Raw genomic sequence first — 24402 nt, forward strand, 5'->3', positions numbered from 1 at the left:
CCCCCCCCACCCCCCATCCCCTCCCCCGCGGGGGGTGCGGGTTTGTTTTAAACCCCCCCGGGTGGTGTTAACCGCCCCCCCCCCCCCCCCCGTGGGGGGGGGGGGGGCCCGCGAAGCGCCGGGTGGGGTGACTGCCGGGCCCTAAAAAGGCCGTCCGAAGACGGTCCTAGCTTCCATAGCTGCATGCAAATCCTGCGCCTCAGGCCGCCTTAGCCATCCCATCCAACTCCCCCAGCACATCGTCCGAAAGCTTGAGTTCGGCAGCAGCGAGGTTTTCCCGCAAATGTCCGACCGACGATGTGCCGGGAATCAGCAGGATGTTGGGCGAGCGGCGCAGCAGCCAGGCGAGCGCAACCTGCATTGGCGTGGCGCCGAGGCGCGCCGCGATTTCCGACAGGGTGGAGGATTGCAGCGGGTTGAAGCCGCCGAGCGGGAAGAACGGCACATAGGCGATGCCGTCGCGGGCAAGGTCGTCGATCAGGGCGTCGTCGCCGCGATGCGCAAGATTGTACTGGTTCTGCACGCAGACGATCTCGGCGATCCCGCGTCCTTGCGCGATCTGGGCCGGCGTCACGTTGCTCAATCCTATGTGCCTGACCAGGCCCTGTTGTTGAAGCTCGGCCAGCACGGTGAGCGGCGCTTCGATCGATCCCTCGGCTGGACCATGGGTATCGAACATGATGCGTAGGTTGACGACGTCGAGCACATCGAGCCCGAGATTGCTGAGATTGTCATGCATCGCCTGGGTCAGCGCTTCGGCAGAAAAGGCCGGCAACCACGATCCATCCGCGCCGCGCCGGGCGCCGATCTTGGTGACGATGACGAGATCGTCAGGGTAAGGCGCCAGCGCTTCGCGGATCAAAAGGTTGGTGACGTGCGGGCCATAGAAGTCGCTGGTATCGATATGGTCGATGCCTTGCGCAATCGCCTCGCGCAGCACGGCCAATGCCGTGTCATGGTCCCTAGGCGGTCCGAAAACGCCGGGACCGGCGAGCTGCATGGCGCCGTAGCCGAGCCGCTTCACGGTATGACTGCCGAGCTTGAAGGTGCCGGATTGTTGGATGTTGGACATGATTGATCTCCTTTGAGGAGGCAGAGATAGGCGCTGCCCAACCTCGTGATAATCCGGTACAATCCACACAGGCCGTGCGGAATGGCGAACAATGATGGACCTCAGCGATCTGAACGCCTTCGTGGCGGTGGCGCGCGCCGGCGGTTTTCGCGATGGCGCGCGTGCGAGCGGCGGCAGCGCCTCCGGGTTGAGTGAGGCGGTGCGTCGGCTGGAAGTGCAGCTCGGTGTCAGGCTGTTCAACCGCACGACGCGCAGCGTTGTTCCCACCGAGGCGGGCCTCAGCCTGCTGGAGCGGCTCGGCCCGGCGCTGTCGGAGGTGGAGGCGGCGCTGGACGTGGTGAACGGCTTTCGCGACAGGCCGGCGGGCTCGCTGCGTCTCAATGTGCCGGTCAGCGCCGCGCGGTTGATCTTGCCCGATATCGTGCCGGGTTTCCTCGCCGCCTATCCCGGCATCCGCCTGGAAGTGATCGCCGATGAGAACTTTGTCGATGTGCTGGCGGCCGGGTGTGACGCCGGCATCCGCTATGACGAGCGGCTGGAGCAGGACATGATCGCGGTGCCGATCGGACCGCGCGTGCAGCGCTTCGCCACCGCCGCCAGCCCTGCCTATCTTGCTCGCCATGGGCGACCGCAACACCCGAGCGACCTGCTTGGCCACTCTTGCGTGCGCGGGCGCTTTGCCAGCGGTGCGATGCTGCCCTGGGAGTTCGAGCGCGACGGTGAGGTGGTGCGGGTCGATCCGACAGGGCCGCTGATCGTGCGCATCGGCGGCGCGACCGATCTTGCCGTCGATACGGCCATCGCGGGCACCGGCATCATCGGCCTCTTCGAGGGCTGGCTTCGCCCTTACTTCGAAAGCGGCGCGCTTGAGCCCATTCTCGAACCGTGGTGGCCGAGTTTTCCCGGACCGTTCCTCTATTATCCCGGCCGGCGCCTGGTTCCGGCCCCGCTGCGGGCGTTCATCGACTATATCAAGGGCGGCAAGGCCTGACCTGTTTTTTGACGGCGCCATCACCCCACCGGCACTACGCGCCGACCTCCCCATCGAGGGGAGGTCGCGCCGCAGGCGCGGATGGGGTGACTGCCGAGCCGCAAACAAAAAGGCCGCCCGGAGGCGGCCTTTCGATGGTCTGAAGCTGCGGAGCGTTTAGCGCTTCGAGAACTGGAACGAACGACGGGCCTTCGCCTTGCCGTACTTCTTGCGCTCGACGACGCGGCTGTCGCGGGTCAGGAAGCCGCCCTTCTTGAGCACGGCGCGCAGCGTCGGCTCGTAGTAGGTCAGCGCCTTGGAGATACCGTGACGCACGGCGCCAGCCTGGCCGGAGAGACCGCCGCCGACAACTGTCGCGACGATGTCGTACTGCCCGGCGCGGTTGGAGGCGATGATCGGCTGGTTGAGGATCATCTGCAGGACAGGACGCGCGAAATAGGTCGCGAATTCCTTGTCGTTGACGATGATCTTGCCGGAACCCGGCTTCACCCAGACGCGCGCAATGGCGTTCTTGCGCTTGCCGGTGGCATAGGCGCGGCCCGACTTGTCGAGCTTCTGGACATGGACGGGGGCCGCCGGCTGGGTGTTGGTGTTGCCGGTGGCGGCGCCCAGTTCTGCGAGCGAGGAAAGCTCAGCCATCTTATGCGACCTTCTTGTTCTTGGCGTTCAGCTTGGCCACGTCGAGCACGACGGGCTGCTGGGCGACATGCGGATGCTCGGCACCTGCATAGACGCGCAGGTTCTTCATCTGGCGACGGCCGAGCGGGCCACGCGGGACCATGCGCTCAACGGCCTTCTCGACGACACGCTCGGGGAAACGACCCTCGAGCAGCTGGCGCGCGGTGCGCTCCTTGATGCCGCCTGGGTGGCCGGTGTGCCAGTAATAGACCTTGTCGGTGAACTTCTTGCCGGTGAACACCACCTTGTCGGCATTGATGACGATGACGTTGTCGCCGTCGTCGACATGCGGGGTGAAGGTCGGCTTGTGCTTGCCGCGAAGATGATTGGCGATGACAGTGGCCAGACGACCGACGACGAGACCTTCGGCGTCGATCAGGATCCACTTCTTCACCACATCCGCAGGCTTCTGCGAAAAGGTTGTCATGTTTTCTGCTCTCGGTTCTGACCTTCATAAGAGAAGGCGTTTCTTGTTGCTTGGATTGTCGGAAGGACGCTGCCCGCCGCCAATAACAAAGCGGCGGCCTTTGCGGGCCGCTGCTTCGTGACGGGCTTATAGGCGAGGGTGTTTGTGGCGTCAAGGTGCACGAAACGGTCGATAGCAGGTAAAGTAGTGCAAAAACAATAGTTTAGGTGAAAGGTATTATTTTACCACATCGCCATTTCGCTTTGGCGGGATCGAATAGGTGCCGGTGGCGTGCGCCACCGTGTGTCCGTCCGGGCCGGCGACGATGTCGATATCGAACACCATCAGGCTTTTTCCCAGCTTCAGGATGCGGCAATGGCCATCGATCGGTCCGGCTTCGGCCTTGCGCACGAAATTGATGTCGAGGTTGACGGTAACGGAAAGCGCATCCGGCCCGGCATGGCTGAGCACGCAGACGTAGCCGCCAATGTCGGCCAGCGTGAACAGCGAAGGGCCGGATACGGTGCCGCCCGGACGCAAGTGCCGCTCGCCGGCGTTGAGCCGCACGGTGCAGCCGCCGGGGAACACGTCGATCGCCTCGAAATATTTGAACTGCTCATTGAGCTGCGGATAGACGGTCTCCATCAGCGCATTGACTTGTTGCGCGGTCAGCACCGGCTTCAAATTGGTTTGGGCGGGCATGTCGGTCTCTCGTTTTTGGCCCACCTGTATGGGCGCGGCGCGGCATTTCTGACAATCTTCGTCCCCTGGTGCAAGCGATCGGTGTTGGACGAAACCTGATCCGGTATTAGATACTCTGGCAGCCCCAGCGGAATCGCGGAGACCTTATCCATGGCCGAAATCCTTGCCATCAAGCCTGCCGCCGTTGAGGGTCCGGTTGTTGCACGACTGGACAAGGGCGTGCTGCGCCTCACACTCACCAATCCGCCCGCCAACGCCCTGTCGCTGGCGGTGATGGCGGCGCTGACGGCCGAACTCGAGCGCGCCAAGGCCGATAAGGCGGCTCGCGTGATCGTTTTGTCGGCAGCCGGCAAGGTGTTCTGCGCCGGCCATGATCTCAAGGAAATGACGGCGCGCCGCACTGACGCCGATCATGGCAAGGCCTTCTTCGCGGAGACGTTTGCCGCTTGTGCGACGCTGATGCAGGCCATCGTGCGCCATCCCTTGCCTGTCATCGCCGAAGTCGACGGCCTGGCCACCGCCGCCGGGCTGCAGCTGGTCGCCAGCTGCGACCTGGCGATCGCTTCGCATGAGGCGACTTTCTGCACGCCGGGCGTCAACATCGGCCTGTTCTGCTCGACGCCGATGGTGGCGCTGTCGCGCAATGTCTCGCGCAAGCATGCGATGGAGATGCTGCTGACCGGCGAGACGATCGATGCGGCGACCGCCAAGGAATTCGGCCTGGTCAACCGTGTCGTGCCGCGCGAATATCTGAATCAGATTGTCACCAAATACGCGCAAACCATTGCTTCCAAATCATCTTTGGTGGTCAAGACCGGCAAGGAGGCTTTTTACGCGCAGGCCGAGATGGGCCTGGCGGACGCCTATGCCTATACGGGCCGGATCATGGTTGAGAACATGCTGGCACGCGACGCGGAGGAGGGCATCGGTGCCTTCATCGGCAAGCGCAAGCCGGAATGGAAGGACGAGTAAGGAGAACGTCATGGAACCGCGCATCTCCATCATCACCATTGCTACCGACGATCTCGACCGTGCGGTGCGCTTCTACGAGGCGATGGGCTTGAAGCGGCATGCCGGTATCACCGACGGTGTCGCCTTCTTCCAGATGGGCGGCGTCATTCTTGGCCTGTTCCCACGTGCCAGCGCAGAAGAGGATTCCGGCATTGCCTTCGCCGCGGCGCCATCGGCGGTCTACCTCGCCTACAACACCCGCTCCGACGCCGAAGTCGACGACGTGCTCGCCAGGGCGCAAAAAGCCGGCGGCCGCATCGTCAAGCCGGCCGGCCGGGCCTTTTGGGGCGGCTGGTACGGCTACTTCGCCGACGCCGACGGGCATGTCTGGGAAGTGGCGCACAATCCGGCCTTTCCGATCGCGGAAGACGGCACGATTTCGCTCCCCGGCTGATGGCCCATCGCAAGCAGCTGACGCGGCTCAAAGCTCCCTACCTCAAGCGTATCCTGCTTGATCCCGCGCGGGTCGAGGATTGGGAAAAATATCCCTGGAACCTGCCGCTGTTTCGCGGCCATGAGTTCGAGCTCGAATTCACCACGCCGATCACCATCATTGTCGGCGAGAACGGCACCGGCAAATCGACGCTGCTCGAGGCGATCGGCGCGTTGGCCGGCTATGATGAGGCCGGCGGCGGCAAGGGCTATCGGCCGGTGGACCATTCCAGCGCCATCGACAAGAGTGGTGCTGCATTGGCCAACACATTCCGCGGTCACTGGCTGCCGAAAGTCACCGCCGGCTGGTTCTTTCGTGCCGAATCCTTCTACTCCGTGGCCCGCTATCTCGATCAGGCAGCGCTGGAGTCTGGCGGGGCGCCGCCGGACTTCCTGTCCTGGTCGCATGGCGAGGGCTTTATCCGATTTTTCGAGGAGCGCTGCCGCAGGCAAGGCATCTACATCCTCGATGAACCCGAGAGCGCACTGTCCCCGACGCGCCAGATCGAACTGCTCAAGATGCTGCGGCGCATGGACCAGTCGGGCACCGCGCAAGTGATCATGGCGACGCATTCGCCGCTGCTGATGGCCTGTCCCGGCGCGCGGCTGTTCCGCATCAGCCGGTTCGGGCTGGAACCCGCCGACTTTCGCGACACGGACCACTTCCGCATGCTGCGCGATTTTAGCAATGACCCGGATGGCTTTCTCGACGAGGCGTTGTATGAGGACGAGGCATGATCCACGATAGCTACGACAACACCTACATCGCCGGCATCCTCAATTCGGTGAAGACCGTCGCCATGGTCGGCGCGTCCGCCAATGATGTGCGGCCAAGCTATTTCGTGCTGAAATATCTGCTGGCCAAGGGCTTTTCGGTGTTCCCGATCAATCCCGGCCAGGCCGGCAAGGAGATACTCGGTCGGATGACCTATGCCAGGCTCGCCGATATTCCGGAGCCGGTCGACATGGTCGACATTTTTCGCGCGCCGGCGGCAGTGCCCGGCATCGTCGACGAGGTGTTGCGGCTCGATCCCCTGCCGAAAGTCATCTGGATGCAGCTTGGCGTGCGCCATGACGAGGCAGCCGCGCGCGCCGAGGCCGCGGGCATCAAGGTGGTGATGAACCGCTGCCCCAAAATCGAATATGGCAAGCTGTCCGGCGAGATCGGCTGGACCGGCGTCAATTCCGGCGTGCTGTCGTCGAAGAAGCCGCTGATGCGCTCTGGCTTCCAGAGTTTTGGCGTCCGCCAGAAATAGGCGAGGGGCGAAAGCGCAAAATTATTCCGGCAAACGCCGTATTTTCCTGCCGCTTGATAGAAGGTCCTGCACGGAAGGGTATTTTCTTCTTTGCATTCGAGGCCGGGCTTCGCCAAGAATGCCCGGCGAATTTCAGAAGGTTTTTCAGGGAGGTTTTCAGTGACCCGCACGCCAGGTTTCAACACGCTCGCCGTCCATGCCGGCGCCAAGCCCGACCCGGCGACCGGCGCTCGCGCCACGCCGATCTACCAGACGACCTCCTTCGTCTTCGACGATGCCGACCATGCCGCCTCACTGTTCGGACTGAAGGCTTTCGGCAACATCTATACCCGCATCATGAACCCCACCCAGGCGGTGCTGGAAGAGCGCATGGCGGCCCTCGAAGGCGGCACGGCGGCTCTTGCGGTCGCCTCCGGCCATGCCGCGCAGGTGATCGTGTTCCACAATCTGATGCAGCCTGGCGACAATTTTGTTGCCGCCAACAAGCTCTATGGCGGTTCGATCAACCAGTTCGGCCATGCCTTCAAGAATTACGGCTGGGAGGTGCGCTGGGCCGACACCAACGACATCTCGACCTTCGAAAGCCAGATCGACGACAGGACCAAGGCTCTCTTCATCGAGAGCCTGGCCAATCCGGGCGGCACCTTCGTCGATATCGAGAAGATCGCCGACATCGGACGCAAGCACGGCCTGCCGTTGATCGTCGACAACACGCTGGCCTCGCCCTACCTGATCCGGCCGATTGAGCATGGTGCCGACATCGTCGTCCATTCGCTGACCAAATTCATCGGCGGTCACGGCAATTCGATCGGCGGCGCCATCGTCGATGGCGGCACCTTCGATTGGTCGAAGTCGGGCAAATATCCGATGCTGTCGGAACCGCGCCCCGAATATGGCGGCCTCGTCCTGCACGAAACCTTCGGCAATTTCGCTTTCGCCATTGCCGCGCGTGTGCTCGGCCTGCGCGATCTCGGCCCGGCGATCTCGCCGTTCAACGCCTTCCTCATCCTGACCGGCCTGGAAACCCTGCCGCTGCGCATGCAGCGCCACTGCGACAACGCCGTGACGGTTGCTGCCTGGCTGTCCAACCACCCCAAGGTTGCCTCGGTGAACTATCCCGGCCTGCCCAGCGACAAGAACAACGCGCTGCAGAAGAAATACTCACCACTTGGCGCCGGCGCCGTGTTCACCTTCGCTCTCAAGGGCGGCTATGACGCCGGCGTCAAATTCGTCGAGGCGCTCGAACTGTTCTCGCACCTGGCCAATGTCGGCGACACCAAGTCGCTGGTCATCCACCCGGCCTCGACCACGCACCGCCAGCTTTCCGACGAGCAGAAGGTCAAGGCCGGCGCAGGACCGGACACGGTGCGGCTTTCGATCGGCATCGAGGACGTTAACGACATCGTCGCCGACCTCGAACAGGCGCTTGCCAAGGTCTGACCGATCATGAGCGAGTCAAAAATTCTTGCCATCGGCGTCGACACTGTCGACGCCGAACAGGGCGCGCCGGCACCGGACCGGCTGATCTCGGGCGATCCCAAATTCCGCACCTGGAATGTCGAGGAGCGCGACGGCGGCCTCTACGCCGGCATCTGGGAATCGACCCCGGGCAAATGGCGCATCGTCTATGACGAGTGGGAGTTCTGCCACATCCTGTCTGGCGTTTCGGTGATCGCGGAAGACGGCGGGCAGGCACGCACCGTCAAGGCCGGCGACAGCTTCGTGCTGAGGCCCGGCTTCAAAGGCAGCTGGGAAGTGCTTGAGACGACTCGCAAGGAGTATGTGATCAAGCTGTAGACCATGATCCCGAAAAGTGGAGGCCGGTTTTCGGGTAAAGATCATGGTCGAACAACAAAAGATGCGCGGATCAAACGATGCGATCGATATCGCTGTCCGAGAATCCGTATCGCGCCATCATCTGTCGGTGCCAGTCGCTGCCCACCAATTCATCGAGGCAAGCATCGACGCGCCGGAGCAGGGCTGAATTGCCTTTGGCGATCGCGAAGGCACCGGCCGACGGCTGCTTTTCAACCGGGGGAACCTCGACAAGTCCAAGCCGCATTTCGGGCCGCCGGGTCAGATAGCCTCGATGCGCCATGGCGACGCTGGCATAGGCGTGCACGACGCCGTTGGCCACTGCGTCCGCCGCATCCGCCTGCGTTGCAAACATCCTGATCTGCCCAGGCGCTATTCCGTTGTGCAATGCCGTAAGATGCTGAACCTGATCGGTTATGACCCCAATCAACGCGGTCCGGTCCTCGGCAATGGATTGGTAGCCGCGAAAGCCGCACGGATTGTCCGCCGCGACCAGCAACCCATCCTGCAACGCCCATATCGGCCGAGTGAAGTCGACAAGCTGCCTGCGCTCTTCGGAGACGAACGGGCCGGTCGTCATGGTCCAACGGCCCTCGACCAGCCCAGGCAGCAGCTCAGCGAATTCGGTTTCGATCGGCTTAAAGCTCGCCAATCCGAGCATGTCACCGAGCCTGCGCGCAAGCTCGACGTCACAGCCTGAGACCTCGCCCGATGCGCCGGTGAAGCAAAATGGCGGTTCTTCCAGGAAGGCGAATTTCAACTCGGTCATGTCAGGCAAAGCGTCGCCGTCCTATTTTGCCGGAAACTGGCTGAGGCAGCCCCAGGTTCGCGATCGTCAAAAGCCGACGGCGAGCGTTTCCAGCCCATGGAAGTGGTAAGTGTCGCGGAACCGCGCCTCTTCAGCAAGATGCAGCTTCGGATGCCGTTCGAACAAGGTTTTCAGCGACACCTGCAATTCGAGCCGGGCGAGCGGCGCGCCGATGCAGAAATGAATGCCGGCGCCGAAGGAGACGTTCTTCTGGTCGGCACGGTCGGGCCGGAAAGCGAGGGGATCGGCGAAGGCGCGCGGGTCATGATTGGCCATGCCAAGCAGCAGCCCGATCGTCTGCCCCGGCTGCACGACGATGCCGGGCGAGACTTCGATCTCCTGATAGGCGTAGCGCGTGAACATGTGCAGCGGCGCGTCGAACCGCAGGCATTCCTCGACCGTTGCCGCGGTCGTCTCGGGCGAGCCGAAGAAGCGGCTGACATCGCCCCCTTGCGCAAGGATCGAGCGGACGGCATTGCCGGTCTGGTGCACGGTCGCTTCATGGCCGGCATTGAGCAGCAGGATCGCCGAGGACACCATCTCGTCCTCCGACAGCTTTTGGCCATCCTCCTGCGCCGAGATCAGCAGCGACAAAAGGTCGTCGCCGGGATTCCTGCGTCGTTCGGTGACGTAGCCACGGAGGAAATCCGCAAATTCGCGCGCGGCGCGGTTGGCCGTCTCTTCGATTTCGCGGGTGCGGCCATGCATATACATGGCAACCATCTGGTGCGACCAGTCGAGCAGTTGCGGCCCCATTTCGACCGGCACGCCGAGCATTTCGGCAATGATGGTGATCGGCAAGGGCGCCGCGAAAGCAGGCAACAGGTCGACCGTCTTGCCTGGTTCGAAACGGTCGATCAGGTCGTTGGCCAAGGCCTCGACACGCGGCCGCAGCCTTTCGACCTGGCGCGAGACGAAGGCGCGGTTGACCAGTGTTCTCAGACGCGTGTGCACCGGCGGCTCCAGTTCCAGCATCGAATTGGCTTCGAGCCCGTCGAAGGCCCTGAGATGGCTGCGGTCCTGTCCAATGCCGCGGCTGTCTGGAATGCCGGCCGGGTTCTGGCGGCCGAAGCGGCGGTCGCGCAGCAGCCGGTTGACGTCGTCGAAGCCGCCAAAGCACCAGAAGCCGAATTCTTCCCAGAAGAATGCATTCGATACGCCATGCAGGAAAGCATAGGCATCATAAGGGTTTTGAAAAAAGGCCGGCTCGTGCGGGTCGAGCCGCAGGCGTCGAGTGGCTGGATCAAAGACCAGGGCGGGTGGCGTCAATTTGCTCATGCCAGACCAATAGCGCGGCTTGCCAGCCTGGTTCCAGACCGTATGTTGGCGCCCGCAATCGAATACGTTGAGCCAGCCAACCGGCTGCGGAAAGTCTGATTTGATGAATGTGATCGTTGTCGGCGCGGGCATTGCCGGTCTCTCCACGGCGTGGTCGCTGGTCAAGGCCGGCCACAGCGTTTCGATCGTCGAGCAAGGGCCGATCCCAAACCCGATGGCCGCGTCGGGCGACCATCATCGCATCATCCGCCGCGCTTACCGCGCGGGGACCGGCTATGGCCGGCTGATCACCGAAGCCTACCAGGCCTGGGACGAGATGTGGGCCGATCTCGGCGAAAGCCATCTTGATGCGCGCGGATTTGTCTGCGTTTCGCGCGAACCGGGCGACGAGGCCGAGGAATATCGCGAGGGCCTGGAAGAAGGCAATTTTCCGTTCGAATTGCTGGAGCCCGATGCAGCAGTGAAACGCTGGCCGTTTCTCGAAGCCGGCTCGTTTCGCTACGCCTATTTCTCGACCGAAGGCGGCGCCCTGCATTGCCGCAAGATAGCCTCCGGCATGGCAAACTGGCTGCGCGCCAACGGCGCCAATGTCTACGAAAACAGCAAGGTCATCGAAGTCGACGCCGAAGCCGGCCACATCGTGCTCGAAAGCGGCGAGACGATGCAGGCCGACCGTATCGTTGTCGCCGCCGGCGCCTGGGTGCTGAAACTGTTTCCGGAACTGGACGGCGAGCTGAAGACCTATCGAACCGCACTCGCCTATGTCGAACCGCCGGCCGACCTCAAGGCCGCCTGGCGGGTGGCACCGGTTGTCCTCGATGTCGGCGGCGCGATCGACGGCTATGTGATCCCGCCCTCCGGCGGCGCCGGCATGAAATTCGGGTCCGGGCTGCACAGGGTGCCGACCAGCGACGCCGATTGGAACCGTCAGCCGGTGGCGGGCGAGGGCGAGGCGATCCGCAACCTGTTTTCGCCGCCGATCGCGCGCATCGAGGAATACAGGGTGACCGAGGTGGTCACCTGCGCCTACACCTTCACCGAAGATGAGAAGTTCTTCGCTCACGAGCGAGGAAAATGCCTGATCGTCTCGGCCTGCTCCGGCCATGGCTACAAATTCGGCGCTGCGGTCGGCCGGCGCGTTGCGGCCGCGGTGGGCGACGGCGACATCGCCGGCCTGAAGACATGGCTGCGGGCGGAAGTGGCCTGAACGCCGCCAGGTTGAAGACTCACTCAGCGATGATTTCGTCTGCGGCGGCAATGACTTCGGACACAATCGCCTGCACGTCATCTGGGGTCGTTCGGTGATTGACGAAACACGCGCGCAGCGCGAAATGGCCGTTGATCGTCGCATTCGACAGATACACCCGGCCGCGCGCGATCACGCGGCGCAGGATCGCTTCATTGTTCTTTGAGCGGTGGCGGAAACAGACTGCGCTTAGCGATACGGGTGCAAGCTGTTCCAACTCCGGCTGCGACGCGATTGCCTGCGCCAACATCTGGGCATGGTTGAGATCGCGGGCGATGGCTTCGCGATAGGCACGGCGTCCGTGATACTGCAGCGACATCCAGAGCTTCAGCGCACGGAAGCGTCGAGAGAGTTCGATCGACTCCTCAAAGAACGCAAATGCTTCCGTAGGGTCATCGCTCAGTATCCTGACGTAGTCGTCGCTGTGCGAAAAAGTCTTTCGCGCAATGTCCGGGTGACGATAGAGCAGGCAGCCGCAATCGAGTGGCTGATAGAGCCATTTGTGCGCATCCAGTGACAGCGAATCCGCCGAAGACAACCCTTGGAACTTTTCCGGCGCCGCAAGAGCCGCCAGCCCTCCGTAGGCACCGTCGACGTGCATCCACAGCGCCTCCCTCCGGGCGATGTCTGCAATCTCGGGAAGGGGATCGATCGCACCGGAGATGATGGTGCCGACCGTGGCCACGATGGCGATGGGCATGTTTCCGGCCTCGCGGTCGACGGCGATAGCCGCCTGGAGGGCATCCGTCCGCATCCTGAATTTGTCGTCGACAGGGATCAAACGGAGATTTTTTCTACCGATCCCCAACAGCGCGACGGCCTTTGGAATGGACATGTGCACTTGCTCGGAAGCATAGATCACGCAGGGCCGTACGCCTGTTTCGTTGGCTGGCAGCTTCGCTTCCCGCGCCATCCCCAGGGCCATGAGGTTCGCCGTCGAGCCGCCGCCGCACAGGCTGCCTGTAAATCCGGGGCAACCGACAGCCTCCGCCAACCACCCGACCACGGCGCGTTCGATCGATGTCGCAGCCGGAGCCGACCGCCACGACGTCACATTCTGATTGAGCACCGCAGCCAGCAGCTCCCCCAGCGCGCCGACCGGTTCGCCGGAGCCGACGACATAACCGAAGAATCTGCCGGTTGAAGGCCGCACATGCTCCGCGATCGACTTGAAATCCTGCAAGACTTCCCGTCCGCGGCCGCTCTCCTGCCAAGGCCGCGAGAACAGTTCGGTCGTCTGTTTGCCGCTGGTCGTGGGATACGTCCGACGTTCCTCGAGGGAGGCCCAGTAACCTTTGGCAAGCGCCAAGGCTTCTTCGGCAAGGTCTGACAATTCCTGATTGGAAATTTCCAGGTCGCGCATGCCCTCAGCCCTACGGAGATCCGCTGCGACGCAGGTTACGCTATGCTCGCTAATCCTGGCAATGCCTGGGAATATGCACCCGCCGCCAGCCCGATGAACCTTCGCGAACCAGCACGCGGCGCGCGACGGTCTGGTAGGAGGCGGGAACATCGATGACGCGCCTTTGCCCCGGCCGCACCAGCACCTCCTGGGCGATTCTGTCGTATTGTGCGGGAATGACGACGCGCCGCGTGCGTTCGGGCTGGACCACCACGGTTTTGGCAACACGTTCGTAGCGCGCCTTGTGCCATACCCTGCACAGCACCTTGCGACCATGGATGACGCGCCATTCCCAGGAGTAGCCGCCGCCATCGACCCGGACCGTGCGGTAGACGGTGCGGGTGACGGCCGGCACGATCTGGTAGGTCACTTGCGCCGGAACGGTCATCACGACGCGCTCGCGGGTACCGTAGATGGCGGGCGTATAGTCGACCTGCTGGCCGGGCGGGCTGATCAGCACGTCTTCCTAGACCGTGTCGTAGACGGCCGGACTGCGGACAGGTTCATAGCATTCGACGGCCCGGCCGCCGGCCGCTGTCTGCGAAATCGTGCCGAGCATGGTCAGCCCGGCAATGGTGAAGCATGCGGTCTTCCCGGACATGACACTCCCCTGTTGAACTCCACGCATAAGTTCAACGTTGAATTGTAGAGGAAGCCGTTTCGGAGAAAAGCGGTTTCGGCGCATTTCGTTAAGTGACGCGGTTAAGAAACTGCTACCTTGCGCGGCCGGCCATGCGGCTCCGGACCCGCGGAAGCATCCGCCGCCGCGAATCCTTGGTCAGAAAGCTTGATTCGACTTACCCAGATGGCTAGGAGGGGTCGGCCTTGCACAAGGATGAGCCGGCATCCTATTTACGGAATAACGATCCAGAACCGATTCTGCCCGATCCGCCAGCATTCCCGGCGCCGGAATCCCACCGCGAGATAAGAGACAACTGATGAAGAACCCCGTCGAAACCTACATGAACCTCGTTCCGATGGTGGTCGAACAGACCAATCGCGGCGAGCGGGCCTACGACATTTTCTCGCGTCTCCTCAAGGAGCGCATCATTTTCATCACCGGTCCGGTCGAGGACGGCATGGCGACGCTGGTCTGCGCGCAGCTTTTGTTCCTCGAAGCCGAGAATCCGAAGAAGGAAATCAACCTCTACATCAATTCGCCGGGCGGCGTCGTCACCTCCGGCATGGCGATCTACGACACCATGCAGTTCATCAAGCCGGCCGTGTCGACGCTCTGCATCGGCCAGGCGGCTTCGATGGGTTCGCTGCTCCTGACCGCCGGCCACAAGGATATGCGCTTTGCCACGCCGAACGCCCGCATCATGGTTCACCAGCCTTCCGGCGGCTTCCAGGGCCAGGCGTCCGACATCGAGCGCCATGCCCTGGATATCATCAAGCTGAAGCGTCGCCTCAACGAGGTCTACGTCAAGCACACCGGCAAGAGCTACGAAGAGATCGAGAAGACGCTCGACCGCGACCATTTCATGACCGCTGACGAAGCCAGGGATTTCGGCCTCATCGACAAGGTCATTTCGTCGCGCGAGCCGCCTGAAGGCGCTGTGGCATAAGGGCTTATTGGCAGTTGGATGGCGGCATCACGCGCTTTTGGTGTGTCTTGCGGCATTTCGGCCACAATTGGCTGTTCCCTCGGGGGACAGGATTGCCTACGTTAAGGCTATGTTGAGTTTCGGCGGCTTAGCTTTATGCGGGGTTGTCGCGAATCATTGCCACGTTTTCTGATTTGTGTTTCGTACGGAATGCGTTGCGGGAGCCGGGACACACTGGCGGCGGCGGATTCCCGCGATAGATAGAGTATGCGCCCTTTCAGCCAGACCATCGGCGGGCGGCCATGAAAGGACATGAAAATGAGCAAGGTCGGCAACAACAGCGGCGATTCCAAGAACACGCTTTACTGCTCGTTTTGCGGCAAAAGCCAGCACGAAGTGCGCAAGCTGATCGCCGGTCCGACGGTCTTCATCTGCGACGAGTGCGTCGAACTCTGCATGGACATCATCCGTGAAGAGAACAAGACCTCGATGGTGAAGTCGCGCGAAGGCGTGCCGACACCGCAGGAGATCCTCAAGGTTCTCGACGACTATGTCATCGGTCAGCCCTACGCCAAGCGCGTGCTGTCGGTGGCGGTCCACAACCACTACAAGCGCCTCGCGCATGCCGGCAAGAACAACGATGTCGAACTGGCGAAGTCCAACATCCTTTTGATCGGCCCGACCGGTTGCGGCAAGACGCTGCTCGCGCAGACGCTGGCCCGCATCATCGACGTGCCCTTCACCATGGCTGATGCGACGACGCTGACCGAAGCCGGCTATGTCGGCGAGGACGTCGAGAACATCATCCTGAAGCTGTTGCAATCGGCCGACTACAATGTCGAGCGCGCCCAGCGCGGCATCGTCTACATCGACGAGATCGACAAGATTTCGCGCAAGTCGGACAATCCCTCGATCACCCGCGACGTGTCGGGCGAGGGCGTGCAGCAGGCGCTCTTGAAGATCATGGAAGGCACCGTCGCCTCCGTGCCGCCGCAGGGCGGCAGGAAGCACCCGCAGCAGGAGTTTCTGCAGGTCGATACGGCCAACATCCTGTTCATCTGCGGCGGCGCCTTCGCCGGGCTGGACAAGATCATCTCGGATCGCGGCCGCAAGACCTCGATCGGCTTCGGCGCGGTCGTCGCTTCGCCGGAGGATCGCCGCACTGGCGATGTCTTCCGCCTGGTCGAGCCCGAGGATCTGTTGAAGTTCGGTCTTATCCCCGAATTTGTCGGCCGTCTGCCGGTTCTGGCGACGCTGGAAGACCTCGACGAACCGGCGCTGATCCAGATCCTGACCGAGCCGAAGAACGCGCTGGTCAAGCAGTATCAGCGGCTGTTCGAGATGGAGAATGTCGACCTGACCTTCCACGAGAACGCTCTTTCGGCGATCGCCAAGCGCGCCATCGAGCGCAAGACCGGCGCGCGCGGCCTCCGTTCGATCATGGAGGCGATCCTGCTCGACACGATGTTCGAGCTTCCCGCGCTCGAAGGCGTGCGCGAAGTGGTGATTTCGGAGGAGGTGGTGACCGGCAGTGCCCGGCCGCTCTACATCTACTCCGAGCAGAAGGAAAAGAAGGGCAATGTCAGCGCCTGACATGAGCCCGCAGCGAAATTCTGGAACGGCGCCGCAAGGCGCCGTTTTGCTGTCGCGCAGGGGTTTTGCGCGGCGTACGGCTTGGCGTCGCAAATGTGTCACTCGCGGACGGGTTGGAAGTGCGGATTTGGACGCGCCCCTTGATCTTTGGGGGTCGTGCATCCAACTAACTGGAGAAGGCCGAGGTGCCCGATTTCTGTGCTGTAAAACTCCCGTCATAAACGGTGGTAGGCGGAACGATCCCCGGTCGTTAATATAAGATTCGCGGTTGGCTGATTGGCGGCCGCGACATGAAAGGTTGGACAATGGCCAAAGTATCCAAGGCACCCAGCGACGGCGTCTTCGCAGTTCTCCCACTGCGCGACATCGTGGTGTTCCCGCACATGATCGTGCCGCTCTTCGTCGGGCGTGAGAAGTCGATCAAGGCGCTGGAAGAGGTGATGGGTCAGGAAAAGCAGATCCTGCTTGCCACCCAGATGAATGCCGCCGACGACGATCCCGAGCCCGATGCCATCTTCGACATCGGCACGCTCGCCAATGTGCTGCAATTGCTCAAGCTACCCGACGGCACCGTCAAGGTTCTGGTCGAAGGCGCTTCGCGTGCGAAAATCGTCTCGTTCACCGACCGTCCCGACTTCCACGAGGCCCGCGCCGCGGCGCTGGTCGAGCCGGAAGAGGAAGAGGTCGAGGTTGAGGCGCTGGCGCGTTCGGTCGTCACCGACTTCGAGAACTACGTCAAGCTGAACAAGAAGATCTCGCCCGAAGTGGTGGGTGCTGCCAGCCAGATCGACGACTATTCCAAGCTCGCCGACACGGTTGCCTCGCATCTCGCCATCAAGATCCCTGAGAAGCAGGAAATGCTGGCCACGCTCTCGGTCAAGGAGCGGCTGGAAAAGGCTATGGGCTTCATGGAAGCCGAAATCTCCGTCCTGCAGGTGGAGAAGCGCATCCGCTCGCGCGTCAAGCGCCAGATGGAGAAGACGCAGCGCGAATACTACCTCAACGAGCAGATGAAGGCGATCCAGAAGGAACTCGGCGAAGGTGAGGACGGCCGCGACGAGGCCGCCGAGATCGAGGCGCGCATCAAGAAGACCAAGCTCTCCAAGGAGGCCCGCGAAAAGGCGGAAGCCGAGTTGAAGAAGCTCCGGACGATGTCGCCGATGTCGGCTGAATCGACCGTCGTGCGCAACTATCTCGACTGGATCCTGTCGATTCCGTGGGGCAAGAACTCCAAGGTCAAGCAGGACTTGGCTTTTGCGCAGAACGTGCTCGACACCGATCATTTCGGCCTCGACAAGGTCAAGGAGCGCATTGTCGAGTATCTCGCCGTGCAAAGCCGCCAGAAGAAGCTGAAGGGGCCGATCCTGTGCCTCGTCGGCCCTCCCGGCGTCGGCAAGACCTCGCTCGGCAAGTCGATCGCCAAGGCGACCGGTCGCGAATTCATCCGCATGGCGCTTGGCGGCGTGCGTGACGAGGCCGAGATCCGTGGTCACCGGCGCACCTATATCGGCTCGATGCCCGGCAAGGTCATCCAGTCGATGAAGAAGGCCAAGAAGTCCAACCCGCTCTTCCTGCTCGACGAGATCGACAAGATGGGCCAGGACTTCCGTGGCGATCCGTCATCGGCGTTGCTCGAGGTCCTCGATCCGGAACAGAACTCGACGTTCATGGACCATTACCTCGAGGTCGAATACGATCTGTCGAGCGTCATGTTCGTGACGACGGCGAACACGCTGAACATCCCGGCGCCCTTGATGGACCGCATGGAGATCATCCGTATTGCCGGCTACACCGAGGACGAGAAGATCGAGATCGCCAAGCGGCACCTGATGCCGAAGGTGATCCGCGATCATGCGCTGCAGCCGAAGGAGTTTTCCGTCGGTGAGGACGCGATCCGCGCCATCGTCCAGACCTACACCCGTGAAGCGGGCGTCAGGAGCCTGGAGCGCGAGCTGATGAAGCTCGGGCGCAAGGCGGTGACCGAAATCCTGAAGACGAAGAAGAAGACGGTGAGCATCACGGCGGAGAACCTCTCCGATTACCTTGGTGTGCAGCGCTACCGCTTCGGCCAGGTCGAGGCTGACGATCAGGTCGGTGTCGTCACAGGTCTTGCCTGGACGGAAGTCGGCGGCGAACTGCTGACGGTCGAAGGCGTCATGATGCCCGGCAAAGGCCGCATGACGGTGACCGGCAACCTGCGCGACGTGATGAAGGAATCGATTTCGGCGGCGGCCTCCTATGTCCGCTCGCGCGCCGTCGATTTCGGCATCGAGCCGCCGCTGTTCGACAAGCGCGACATCCACGTGCACTTGCCGGAAGGCGCCACGCCGAAGGACGGCCCGTCGGCAGGTGCTGCCATGGCGACAGCCATTGTGTCGGTACTGACGGGTATTCCGGTCCGGGCGGATGTGGCGATGACCGGCGAGATAACGCTTCGCGGCCGCATCTTGCCGATCGGCGGGCTCAAGGAGAAGCTGCTCGCCGCACTGCGCGGCGGCATCAAGAAGGTGCTGATCCCGGAAGACAATGCCAAGGACCTGGCGGAGATTCCGGACAATGTGAAGAACGGCATGGAGATCATTCCGGTCTCACGTGTCGGCGAGGTGTTGCGCCACGCGCTGGTGCGTATGCCGGAGCCGATCGAATGGGTCGAGCCGGTCAATCCGCCGGCCGCGACAGACAGTGCCGACGACGCTGGAAAGTCCCTGGCGCATTAGAGTTCCGGGCGTCCATCTGGACGCGCAAAGGACGCTCTAACGCTCAGACTTGCGCATGGCCCCTGCCGAAAACCGGCTACGGTTTCGGGGCCATGTGTTGGTTTTCGTCAAGGTTGCAGCGCACAAACGGAGAGCCGGGCCTAGCGCCCGGCTTTTTCATGTGAAAAACCCAGCATTTCCGGGCTTTTTCCGCTTTTTTCCTGCCTTTTCGACTTGGTTGCGGCAACGCTTCTTTCTAAAGTCCGTTTCCTGCCGGATGAGTCGTTAGTTCCGGTGTTCTCATGGAAGGGAATTTTTATGAACAAGAACGAACTGGTGTCCGCTGTCGCCGACGCCGCGAGCATTTCGAAGGGTGACGCGCAGTCGGCGGTCGATGCGGTATTTTCCACCATCACCGGCGAACTGAAGAAGGGCGGCGATGTCCGGCTTGTCGGCTTTGGCAATTTCACCGTGTCAAAGCGTGCCGCCTCGACCGGCCGCAATCCTCAGACCGGCGCCGAAGTGAAGATCCCGGCGCGTACCGTGCCGAAGTTCTCGGCCGGCAAAGGCCTCAAGGACGCAGTCAACTAAGCGTTTTTTCTTTTCAGAGACCAGAAAAGCCGGGCTTGCCCGGCTTTTCATTTTTGTGCCAGACGCTGACGCGACGGCGGCCGGCTATGCGGTCGGCGCTTCAGGGCGCATAAGGCCTTCCTTCTTGAGATCGGCCCAAAGGGCTGCGGGCAGTTTCGCATCGAGCAGCGAGCGATTGCTCTCGACTTCGCTCGGCCGCTGCCCACCGGGGATCACCGAAACGACTGAAGGATGCAGCAGCGGGAATTGCAGGGCGGCCTCGATCAGCCTGACACCATGACGCTTGCAGACGCTCTCGATGCCGGCGACGCGGTCGAGGATGTCCTTCGGCGCTTCGGAGTAGTTGTAGTAGGCGCCGGGCTTCGGTCCGGTCGCCAGGATGCCGGAGTTGTAGGGGCCGCCGAGAACGATGCCGATGCCGCGTGCCTGGCAGAGCGGCAGGAAGGACGTCAGCGCCTCCTGTTCCAAGAGCGTATAGCGCCCGGCCAGCAGGAACAGGTCGAAGTCCCCGCGCTCGGCCAGCGTCTGCGCGACCTGCCACTCATTGATGCCGCCACCGAACGCCTTGATCACGCCCTGGTCGCGCAGCGACAGCAAGCCGTAATAGCCCGAGCGCATGAACTCCTCGATGCGCCGGTCGGAGGCCTCCTTGCTGCCATGGGTGAAGATGTCGACATCGTGCACGAAGAGGATGTCGATCCGGTCGACGCCGAGGCGCTCAAGCGAGGCTTCGAATGAGCGCATGACACCGTCATAGCTGTAGTCGTACACCTCGCGGCGCGACGGCGTGTCGAAGAATTTGCCGATGCCGGTGCGCTCTTCGGGCGGGCAGGCACGCATGATGCGGCCGACCTTGCTCGACAGCACATAGTCGTCGCGCTTCTTGCCGCGCAGGAACGGGTTGAGCCGCGTTTCCGAGAGGCCGAGCCCATAGAGCGGCGCGGTGTCGTAGTAGCGGCAGCCGGTCGCCCAGGCGGCCTCCAGCGTGGCGTTGGCGTCCTCGTCGGAGACGGCACGGTAGAGGTTGCCGAGCGGCGCCGTGCCGAAGCCGAGCTCGGTGAAACTGATGCCGCCATTGCCGATGCGGTCGAAATGCCGTGTCTTCATATGCTGCCGTTTGCCTCGTTTGATTTGTCTGACATGACACTATCATGCCTGTGGTCCGGCAAAAGCATCGCTGCGCGTTGGACACGCATTTTCGCGGTTGCTAGCATGAACGAAATCAAGCTGTTCGTAGCAGCAAGAGCGGCAAATCCCAGGGTAATTTTCAATGGCAGGTTTGCGGTGAGCAACAAGAGCAAAAGCCTGTTCGAGACCGCGCTTGAGGAGCTCGGCGGCGTGCTGGCACGCATCGACGAAAGCCGGATCGACGCCGCCTGCAAAATGCTGGCCGGCGCGCGACAGATCGTCGTCTATGGCTGCGGCCGCGAGGCCTTGCAGGTCAAGGGTTTTGCCATGCGGCTCTACCATTTGGGCCTGCCGGTTTCCGTGGTCGGCGACATGAACACACCGCCGCTGGGGCAGGGCGATGTCTTCCTGGTCAGTTCCGGGCCGGGAGAGACCTCGACCGTGCTGACCTTGATGCAGGTCGCGCGCCAAGCAGGTGCAACCAATCTCCTGTTGACCGCCCAGGCCGAAGCCAGCGCGGCAAGGCTTGCCGACTTCACCCTGCTCATTCCCGCGCAGACCATGGCCAACGATCAGGGGGCGCAAAAAACATCGGTCCTGCCGATGGGCTCGGTGTTCGAAGGCGCACTGTTCCTGCTGTTCGAGGTGATGGTGCTGAAGCTCAGGGAATTGATTGGCGCGTCGCCTGAAGCAATGCGCGCCCGCCACACCAACATGGAATAGATCATGCGCTACGAACTGATGCTGCCACACCAGATCCGCAGGGCGATCGCCGAGAATTGGCCGGTCGCTCTGCCGCTCGGCGTGCTCGAATACCATGGCGAGCACATGGCGGTCGGCATGGACACGCTGGCCGTCGTCAAGACGCTGGAGCTGTTCGAGAAGGAGAGGGACGTCGTCATCCTGCCGCCGTTCTACTACGGTGCGGCGAGCTACGCGGTGGCGCCGCCGGAAGGCAGCGGCTCGGTGCAGGTCGGCGGCGCTGCGCTGGCGCCGTTTGGCGAGGAACTGTTCTACAGCCTGCTGCGCATCGGCTTTCGCAACATCCACGCCATCATCCACCACCAGACCGAGAATTTCGCCGCCGGCATGCCGACCGATCTGGCGTTCAAGACCGCCGGCCGCCAGGCGATCTTCCGCTTTCTCGAAAAGGAGCGCGGCGAGGGCTGGTGGGGTTCGCAGGCGATGGCCGACTACTATTCCGGGCACGCCGCGGGTGAAAATTTCTTCAACTGGGTACAGGTTCATCCGCTGATGCCGGCTGACATGAACGGCAAGTACCCGTTCGACCATGCCGGCATCGGCGAGACATCGCTGATGCTGGCGCTATGCCCGGAGGCGGTGGACGCCGGTCACTTCGACGACAACAAGAGCTGGTATACGGCGAGCGCCAAGGATGCTTCGGCTGAGCTTGGGCAGAAGGGTGTGGCTATGATCCTCGATCACCTGCGGATGATTCTAGGGGCCTAGCGCGGTCTTCCTTCTCCCACAAGACAATGGGGAGAAGGGAAGAGGCCGCCCTGCTACTTCACCGCTCCCGCGGTCATGCCCATGATCAGATAGCGCTCGAGCGCTATGCCGATGACGGCGAGAGGCGCGATAGCCGCCGTGGCGAGCGCTGCCATCGACCACCAGTTGATGCCTTGCGAGCCTGTCTGGCTCGCCACCATGACCGGGATGGTCTTGGCGTCGGTCGAGGTCAAAAGGGCGGCGAAGAAATACTCGTTCCAGCACAGCACCATCGCCAGGATGAAGGCGGCGACCATGCCCGGTAGCGCGATCGGCATGACGATGCGGAAGAAGGCGCCCCAGATCGACAGCCCGTCGACAAGTGCGGCTTCCTCGAGCTCGACCGGGATCGAGTTGAACTGGTCGCGCATGATCCAGATGACGATCGGCAGCACCATCAGCGTGTAGAGCAGGATCAGCCCGATGCGCGTGTCGAGCAGGCCGACCTCGCGGTAGAGCACCAGGAAGGGTAGTGCGAGCACCACCGGCGGCAGGATCAGCTGCGACAGGAAGAAGAACGAGATGTCCTCGTTCTTGAACCAGGCGAAATGATAGCGATAGCGGGTGAGCCCGTAGGCGGCGAGGCTGCCGATGACGATGGCGAGGCTCGACGCGCCGACCGAGGTGATCACCGAATTCATGAAGCGCTTGAGGAATTCCTCGCGCACCGTCGAGGTCTGGAAGATCGAGTCCGGCGACAGGCCAAGCGAGCGCCAGCCTTTCCAATCCGGCTGGAAGTCGACGAAGGGAATGAGATGGCCTTGCGTGACATCGACCGCCGTTTTGAATGAGGTCGTGATCGTCCAGTAGATCGGGAACAGGCAGATGAACGCCCAGAAGGCCAGCGCCCCATAGATGAAGACGCGGCTGGCGAGGAAGCTCGCCGGCGAGCGGATCTCCGAGGCGACATATTCGGTGGTCTGAACGCTCATCTCAGCTCAATTCACATTTCGGACAAAACGGTTGGCAAATTTCAACAGCCACGTGACGAACACGACGATGATCACCAGATAGGCCATCGCCAGCATGGTTCCGTAGCCGACATTCGAGCGGTCGCGATATTCGCGGTAGATGAAGCTCGACACGGAATCAGTGGCGCCGCCGGGGCCGCCGGACGTCACCGTGATGATGATGTCGGCAAGCTTCAGCTTGAAGATGATGCGCAGGATCACCGCCGTCACCGACACCGGCAGCATCAGCGGAAAAGTGACCTGCCAGAAGGTCTGCCACGCACTGGCGCCGTCCACGCGTGCGGCTTCGAGCACCTCGCGCGACATCGCCTGCAGCCCGGCCAGCAGCATGATCATCATGAACGGAATGAAGGTCCAGGCATCCAGTATCATGATCGATATGCGCGCGATGATCGGGTCGGAGAAGAAGGCCGGATTTTCCCAGCCGAGATGGCGCGCCAGCGTTGCGGCCGGTCCGAACCGGTATTCCATCAGCGACTTGCCGATCATCCACGACACGGCGACCGGCGACAGCATCAGCGGCATCAGGAAGACGACGCGGAAGAATTTTCGCGCCCGGATCTGGGCGTTGAGGAGCAGCGCCAGGCCGAAGGCGATGACATATTCGACCGCCACCGCCAGCACATAGAGCACCATGTTGAACAGCGCGTTGCGGTAGTAGGGATCGGCCAGCATCTGCCAGAAATTGTCGAGCCCGTTGAACTTGCGGCCACTGAAGGAACTGAGGTTCCAGTCGGTGAGGGCGATGTAGAATCCGAACAGCGTCGGGAAGATCACCATGGCGATGGTGAACAGCAGCGCCGGCAGCAGGAACAGGGCACGCTGGCCATCCTCGCCGCGCGTCAGCACCTGGCCGGCGCCGATCGCCACGCCCCACAGAACATAGGCATAGACGACGGGGCGCCAGGTCTCGAAGCCGATCGTATCGGCGCTGCCCTTGTAGAGGATCTCCAGCACGATCGTCGCCAGCAGGCCAAGCGTCGCAACGGCCATCAGCGCCCAGCCAAGGCGTTTGCGGCCTGGAGAGATCAGATCGGAAGGGCCGGCATCTGCCGGCCACTGGTTCGCGGTCGAAGTCTGGTCAGCCACAAATCTCGCCCGTTTGAAGGCTCTCGAGGAGCCGGAGCCGGTCTAAAGTGGTGGGGGGGGGGGGGGGGGCGGCCGGGGGGAGGGGCGCGCGCAACGCGAGGGGCGCCGGTTGGGGGTGGGGGTGGGTTTGTGGGGGGGGGGTGGGGGGGGGGGGGTGACCGGCCGCCCCCCGGGGGGCGGG

General features: G+C 62.5%; 24 protein-coding genes and 1 pseudogene. 14 read left to right on the forward strand and 11 right to left on the reverse strand.

The features are described 5' to 3' along the window. Positions 1-199: 199 nt before the first annotated feature. The gene (locus NKH97_RS31820; RefSeq protein WP_128305454.1) at positions 200-1072 is read right to left on the reverse strand and encodes an aldo/keto reductase family oxidoreductase; all 873 of its coding nucleotides are present in this window, start codon (positions 1070-1072) and stop codon (positions 200-202) included. Between the two features lie 91 nt (positions 1073-1163). On the opposite strand from NKH97_RS31820, the gene NKH97_RS31825 reads away from it, so the two are divergent. Then, positions 1164-2063, forward strand: coding sequence for a LysR family transcriptional regulator (locus NKH97_RS31825; protein WP_023810271.1), 900 nt, complete (start codon positions 1164-1166; stop codon positions 2061-2063). A gap of 156 nt (positions 2064-2219) precedes the next feature. On the opposite strand, the gene rpsI is transcribed toward NKH97_RS31825, so the two are convergent. From rpsI to NKH97_RS31840, 3 genes are all read right to left on the reverse strand, one after another. Continuing rightward, complete coding sequence (gene rpsI, locus NKH97_RS31830; protein WP_023810272.1) at positions 2220-2702, reverse strand: 30S ribosomal protein S9; 483 nt, start codon at positions 2700-2702, stop codon at positions 2220-2222. 1 nt (position 2703) lies between these two features. Further along, positions 2704-3168, reverse strand: coding sequence for a 50S ribosomal protein L13 (gene rplM / locus NKH97_RS31835; RefSeq protein ID WP_013532205.1), 465 nt, complete (start codon positions 3166-3168; stop codon positions 2704-2706). 216 nt (positions 3169-3384) lie between these two features. Continuing rightward, complete coding sequence (locus tag NKH97_RS31840) at positions 3385-3849, reverse strand: PaaI family thioesterase (protein ID WP_027162402.1); 465 nt, start codon at positions 3847-3849, stop codon at positions 3385-3387. Positions 3850-3999: 150 nt separating this feature from the next. On the opposite strand from NKH97_RS31840, the gene NKH97_RS31845 reads away from it, so the two are divergent. The 6 genes from NKH97_RS31845 (at position 4000) to NKH97_RS31870 (ending at position 8345) form a co-directional block, all read left to right on the forward strand. Continuing rightward, complete coding sequence (locus NKH97_RS31845; RefSeq protein ID WP_352632500.1) at positions 4000-4821, forward strand: enoyl-CoA hydratase; 822 nt, start codon at positions 4000-4002, stop codon at positions 4819-4821. Positions 4822-4831: 10 nt separating this feature from the next. Further along, positions 4832-5254, forward strand: a complete 423-nt coding sequence (locus tag NKH97_RS31850) for a VOC family protein (RefSeq protein ID WP_023810276.1) — start codon at positions 4832-4834, stop codon at positions 5252-5254. Further along, a complete protein-coding gene (locus tag NKH97_RS31855; protein WP_352632498.1) occupies positions 5254-6030 on the forward strand; it encodes an AAA family ATPase in 777 nt (258 codons plus the stop codon). The genes NKH97_RS31850 and NKH97_RS31855 overlap by 1 nt, the downstream gene beginning before the upstream one ends. Then, positions 6027-6548: a CoA-binding protein gene (locus NKH97_RS31860; protein ID WP_023810278.1), complete on the forward strand. Its 522-nt coding sequence runs from the start codon at positions 6027-6029 to the stop codon at positions 6546-6548. The genes NKH97_RS31855 and NKH97_RS31860 overlap by 4 nt, the downstream gene beginning before the upstream one ends. A 159-nt stretch (positions 6549-6707) precedes the next feature. Further along, a complete protein-coding gene (locus tag NKH97_RS31865) occupies positions 6708-7988 on the forward strand; it encodes an O-acetylhomoserine aminocarboxypropyltransferase (RefSeq protein ID WP_352799744.1) in 1281 nt (426 codons plus the stop codon). 6 nt (positions 7989-7994) lie between these two features. Continuing rightward, positions 7995-8345, forward strand: coding sequence for a cupin domain-containing protein (locus tag NKH97_RS31870; RefSeq protein ID WP_128305448.1), 351 nt, complete (start codon positions 7995-7997; stop codon positions 8343-8345). 70 nt (positions 8346-8415) lie between these two features. Here the strand turns inward: NKH97_RS31870 and NKH97_RS31875 are convergent, their stop codons facing one another. Together NKH97_RS31875 and NKH97_RS31880 are read right to left on the reverse strand one after the other, a co-directional pair. Further along, positions 8416-9132 (reverse strand): transporter substrate-binding domain-containing protein, encoded by a 717-nt coding sequence (locus tag NKH97_RS31875; RefSeq protein ID WP_352799747.1) that lies wholly within the window; start codon positions 9130-9132, stop codon positions 8416-8418. A gap of 66 nt (positions 9133-9198) precedes the next feature. Further along, positions 9199-10449 (reverse strand): cytochrome P450, encoded by a 1251-nt coding sequence (locus NKH97_RS31880; protein ID WP_128305470.1) that lies wholly within the window; start codon positions 10447-10449, stop codon positions 9199-9201. 103 nt (positions 10450-10552) lie between these two features. Here NKH97_RS31880 and NKH97_RS31885 point away from each other — a divergent pair, with 103 nt between their 5' ends. Continuing rightward, positions 10553-11656: an NAD(P)/FAD-dependent oxidoreductase gene (locus tag NKH97_RS31885; protein WP_128305447.1), complete on the forward strand. Its 1104-nt coding sequence runs from the start codon at positions 10553-10555 to the stop codon at positions 11654-11656. A 19-nt stretch (positions 11657-11675) separates the two neighbouring features. On the opposite strand, the gene NKH97_RS31890 is transcribed toward NKH97_RS31885, so the two are convergent. Both NKH97_RS31890 and NKH97_RS31895 read right to left on the reverse strand, forming a co-directional pair. Continuing rightward, a complete protein-coding gene (locus NKH97_RS31890; protein ID WP_128305446.1) occupies positions 11676-13058 on the reverse strand; it encodes a pyridoxal phosphate-dependent decarboxylase family protein in 1383 nt (460 codons plus the stop codon). 49 nt (positions 13059-13107) lie between these two features. After that, positions 13108-13698: pseudogene (locus NKH97_RS31895) on the reverse strand (hypothetical protein). 337 nt (positions 13699-14035) lie between these two features. On the opposite strand from NKH97_RS31895, the gene NKH97_RS31900 reads away from it, so the two are divergent. The 4 genes from NKH97_RS31900 to hupB all read left to right on the forward strand — a co-directional run bounded on the left by NKH97_RS31900 (position 14036) and on the right by hupB (position 19524). Next, entirely contained in the window at positions 14036-14665 is a 630-nt protein-coding gene (locus tag NKH97_RS31900) for an ATP-dependent Clp protease proteolytic subunit (protein WP_023810285.1), read from the forward strand. Between the two features lie 297 nt (positions 14666-14962). Then, on the forward strand, positions 14963-16237 hold the full coding sequence (gene clpX / locus NKH97_RS31905) for an ATP-dependent Clp protease ATP-binding subunit ClpX (protein ID WP_013532190.1): 1275 nt from the start codon (positions 14963-14965) through the stop codon (positions 16235-16237). Positions 16238-16542: 305 nt separating this feature from the next. Further along, a complete protein-coding gene (gene lon, locus NKH97_RS31910) occupies positions 16543-18954 on the forward strand; it encodes an endopeptidase La (protein WP_023810286.1) in 2412 nt (803 codons plus the stop codon). 297 nt (positions 18955-19251) lie between these two features. Beyond that, positions 19252-19524: a DNA-binding protein HupB gene (gene hupB / locus NKH97_RS31915; protein ID WP_023810287.1), complete on the forward strand. Its 273-nt coding sequence runs from the start codon at positions 19252-19254 to the stop codon at positions 19522-19524. Between the two features lie 84 nt (positions 19525-19608). On the opposite strand, the gene NKH97_RS31920 is transcribed toward hupB, so the two are convergent. Next, on the reverse strand, positions 19609-20631 hold the full coding sequence (locus NKH97_RS31920) for an aldo/keto reductase (RefSeq protein WP_352774762.1): 1023 nt from the start codon (positions 20629-20631) through the stop codon (positions 19609-19611). Positions 20632-20736: 105 nt separating this feature from the next. Here NKH97_RS31920 and NKH97_RS31925 point away from each other — a divergent pair, with 105 nt between their 5' ends. Both NKH97_RS31925 and NKH97_RS31930 read left to right on the forward strand, forming a co-directional pair. Then, the gene (locus NKH97_RS31925; RefSeq protein ID WP_502895317.1) at positions 20737-21375 is read left to right on the forward strand and encodes an SIS domain-containing protein; all 639 of its coding nucleotides are present in this window, start codon (positions 20737-20739) and stop codon (positions 21373-21375) included. A gap of 3 nt (positions 21376-21378) precedes the next feature. Then, entirely contained in the window at positions 21379-22122 is a 744-nt protein-coding gene (locus tag NKH97_RS31930; RefSeq protein ID WP_128305444.1) for a creatininase family protein, read from the forward strand. Positions 22123-22175: 53 nt separating this feature from the next. Here the strand turns inward: NKH97_RS31930 and NKH97_RS31935 are convergent, their stop codons facing one another. Both NKH97_RS31935 and NKH97_RS31940 read right to left on the reverse strand, forming a co-directional pair. Beyond that, positions 22176-23093, reverse strand: a complete 918-nt coding sequence (locus NKH97_RS31935; RefSeq protein ID WP_126069360.1) for a carbohydrate ABC transporter permease — start codon at positions 23091-23093, stop codon at positions 22176-22178. Positions 23094-23099: 6 nt separating this feature from the next. After that, on the reverse strand, positions 23100-24221 hold the full coding sequence (locus tag NKH97_RS31940) for a carbohydrate ABC transporter permease (protein ID WP_128305443.1): 1122 nt from the start codon (positions 24219-24221) through the stop codon (positions 23100-23102). Between the last annotated feature and the right edge of the window lie 181 nt (positions 24222-24402).

Source organism: Mesorhizobium sp. M0870, from assembly GCF_040319775.1.
GTDB lineage: Bacteria > Pseudomonadota > Alphaproteobacteria > Rhizobiales > Rhizobiaceae > Mesorhizobium.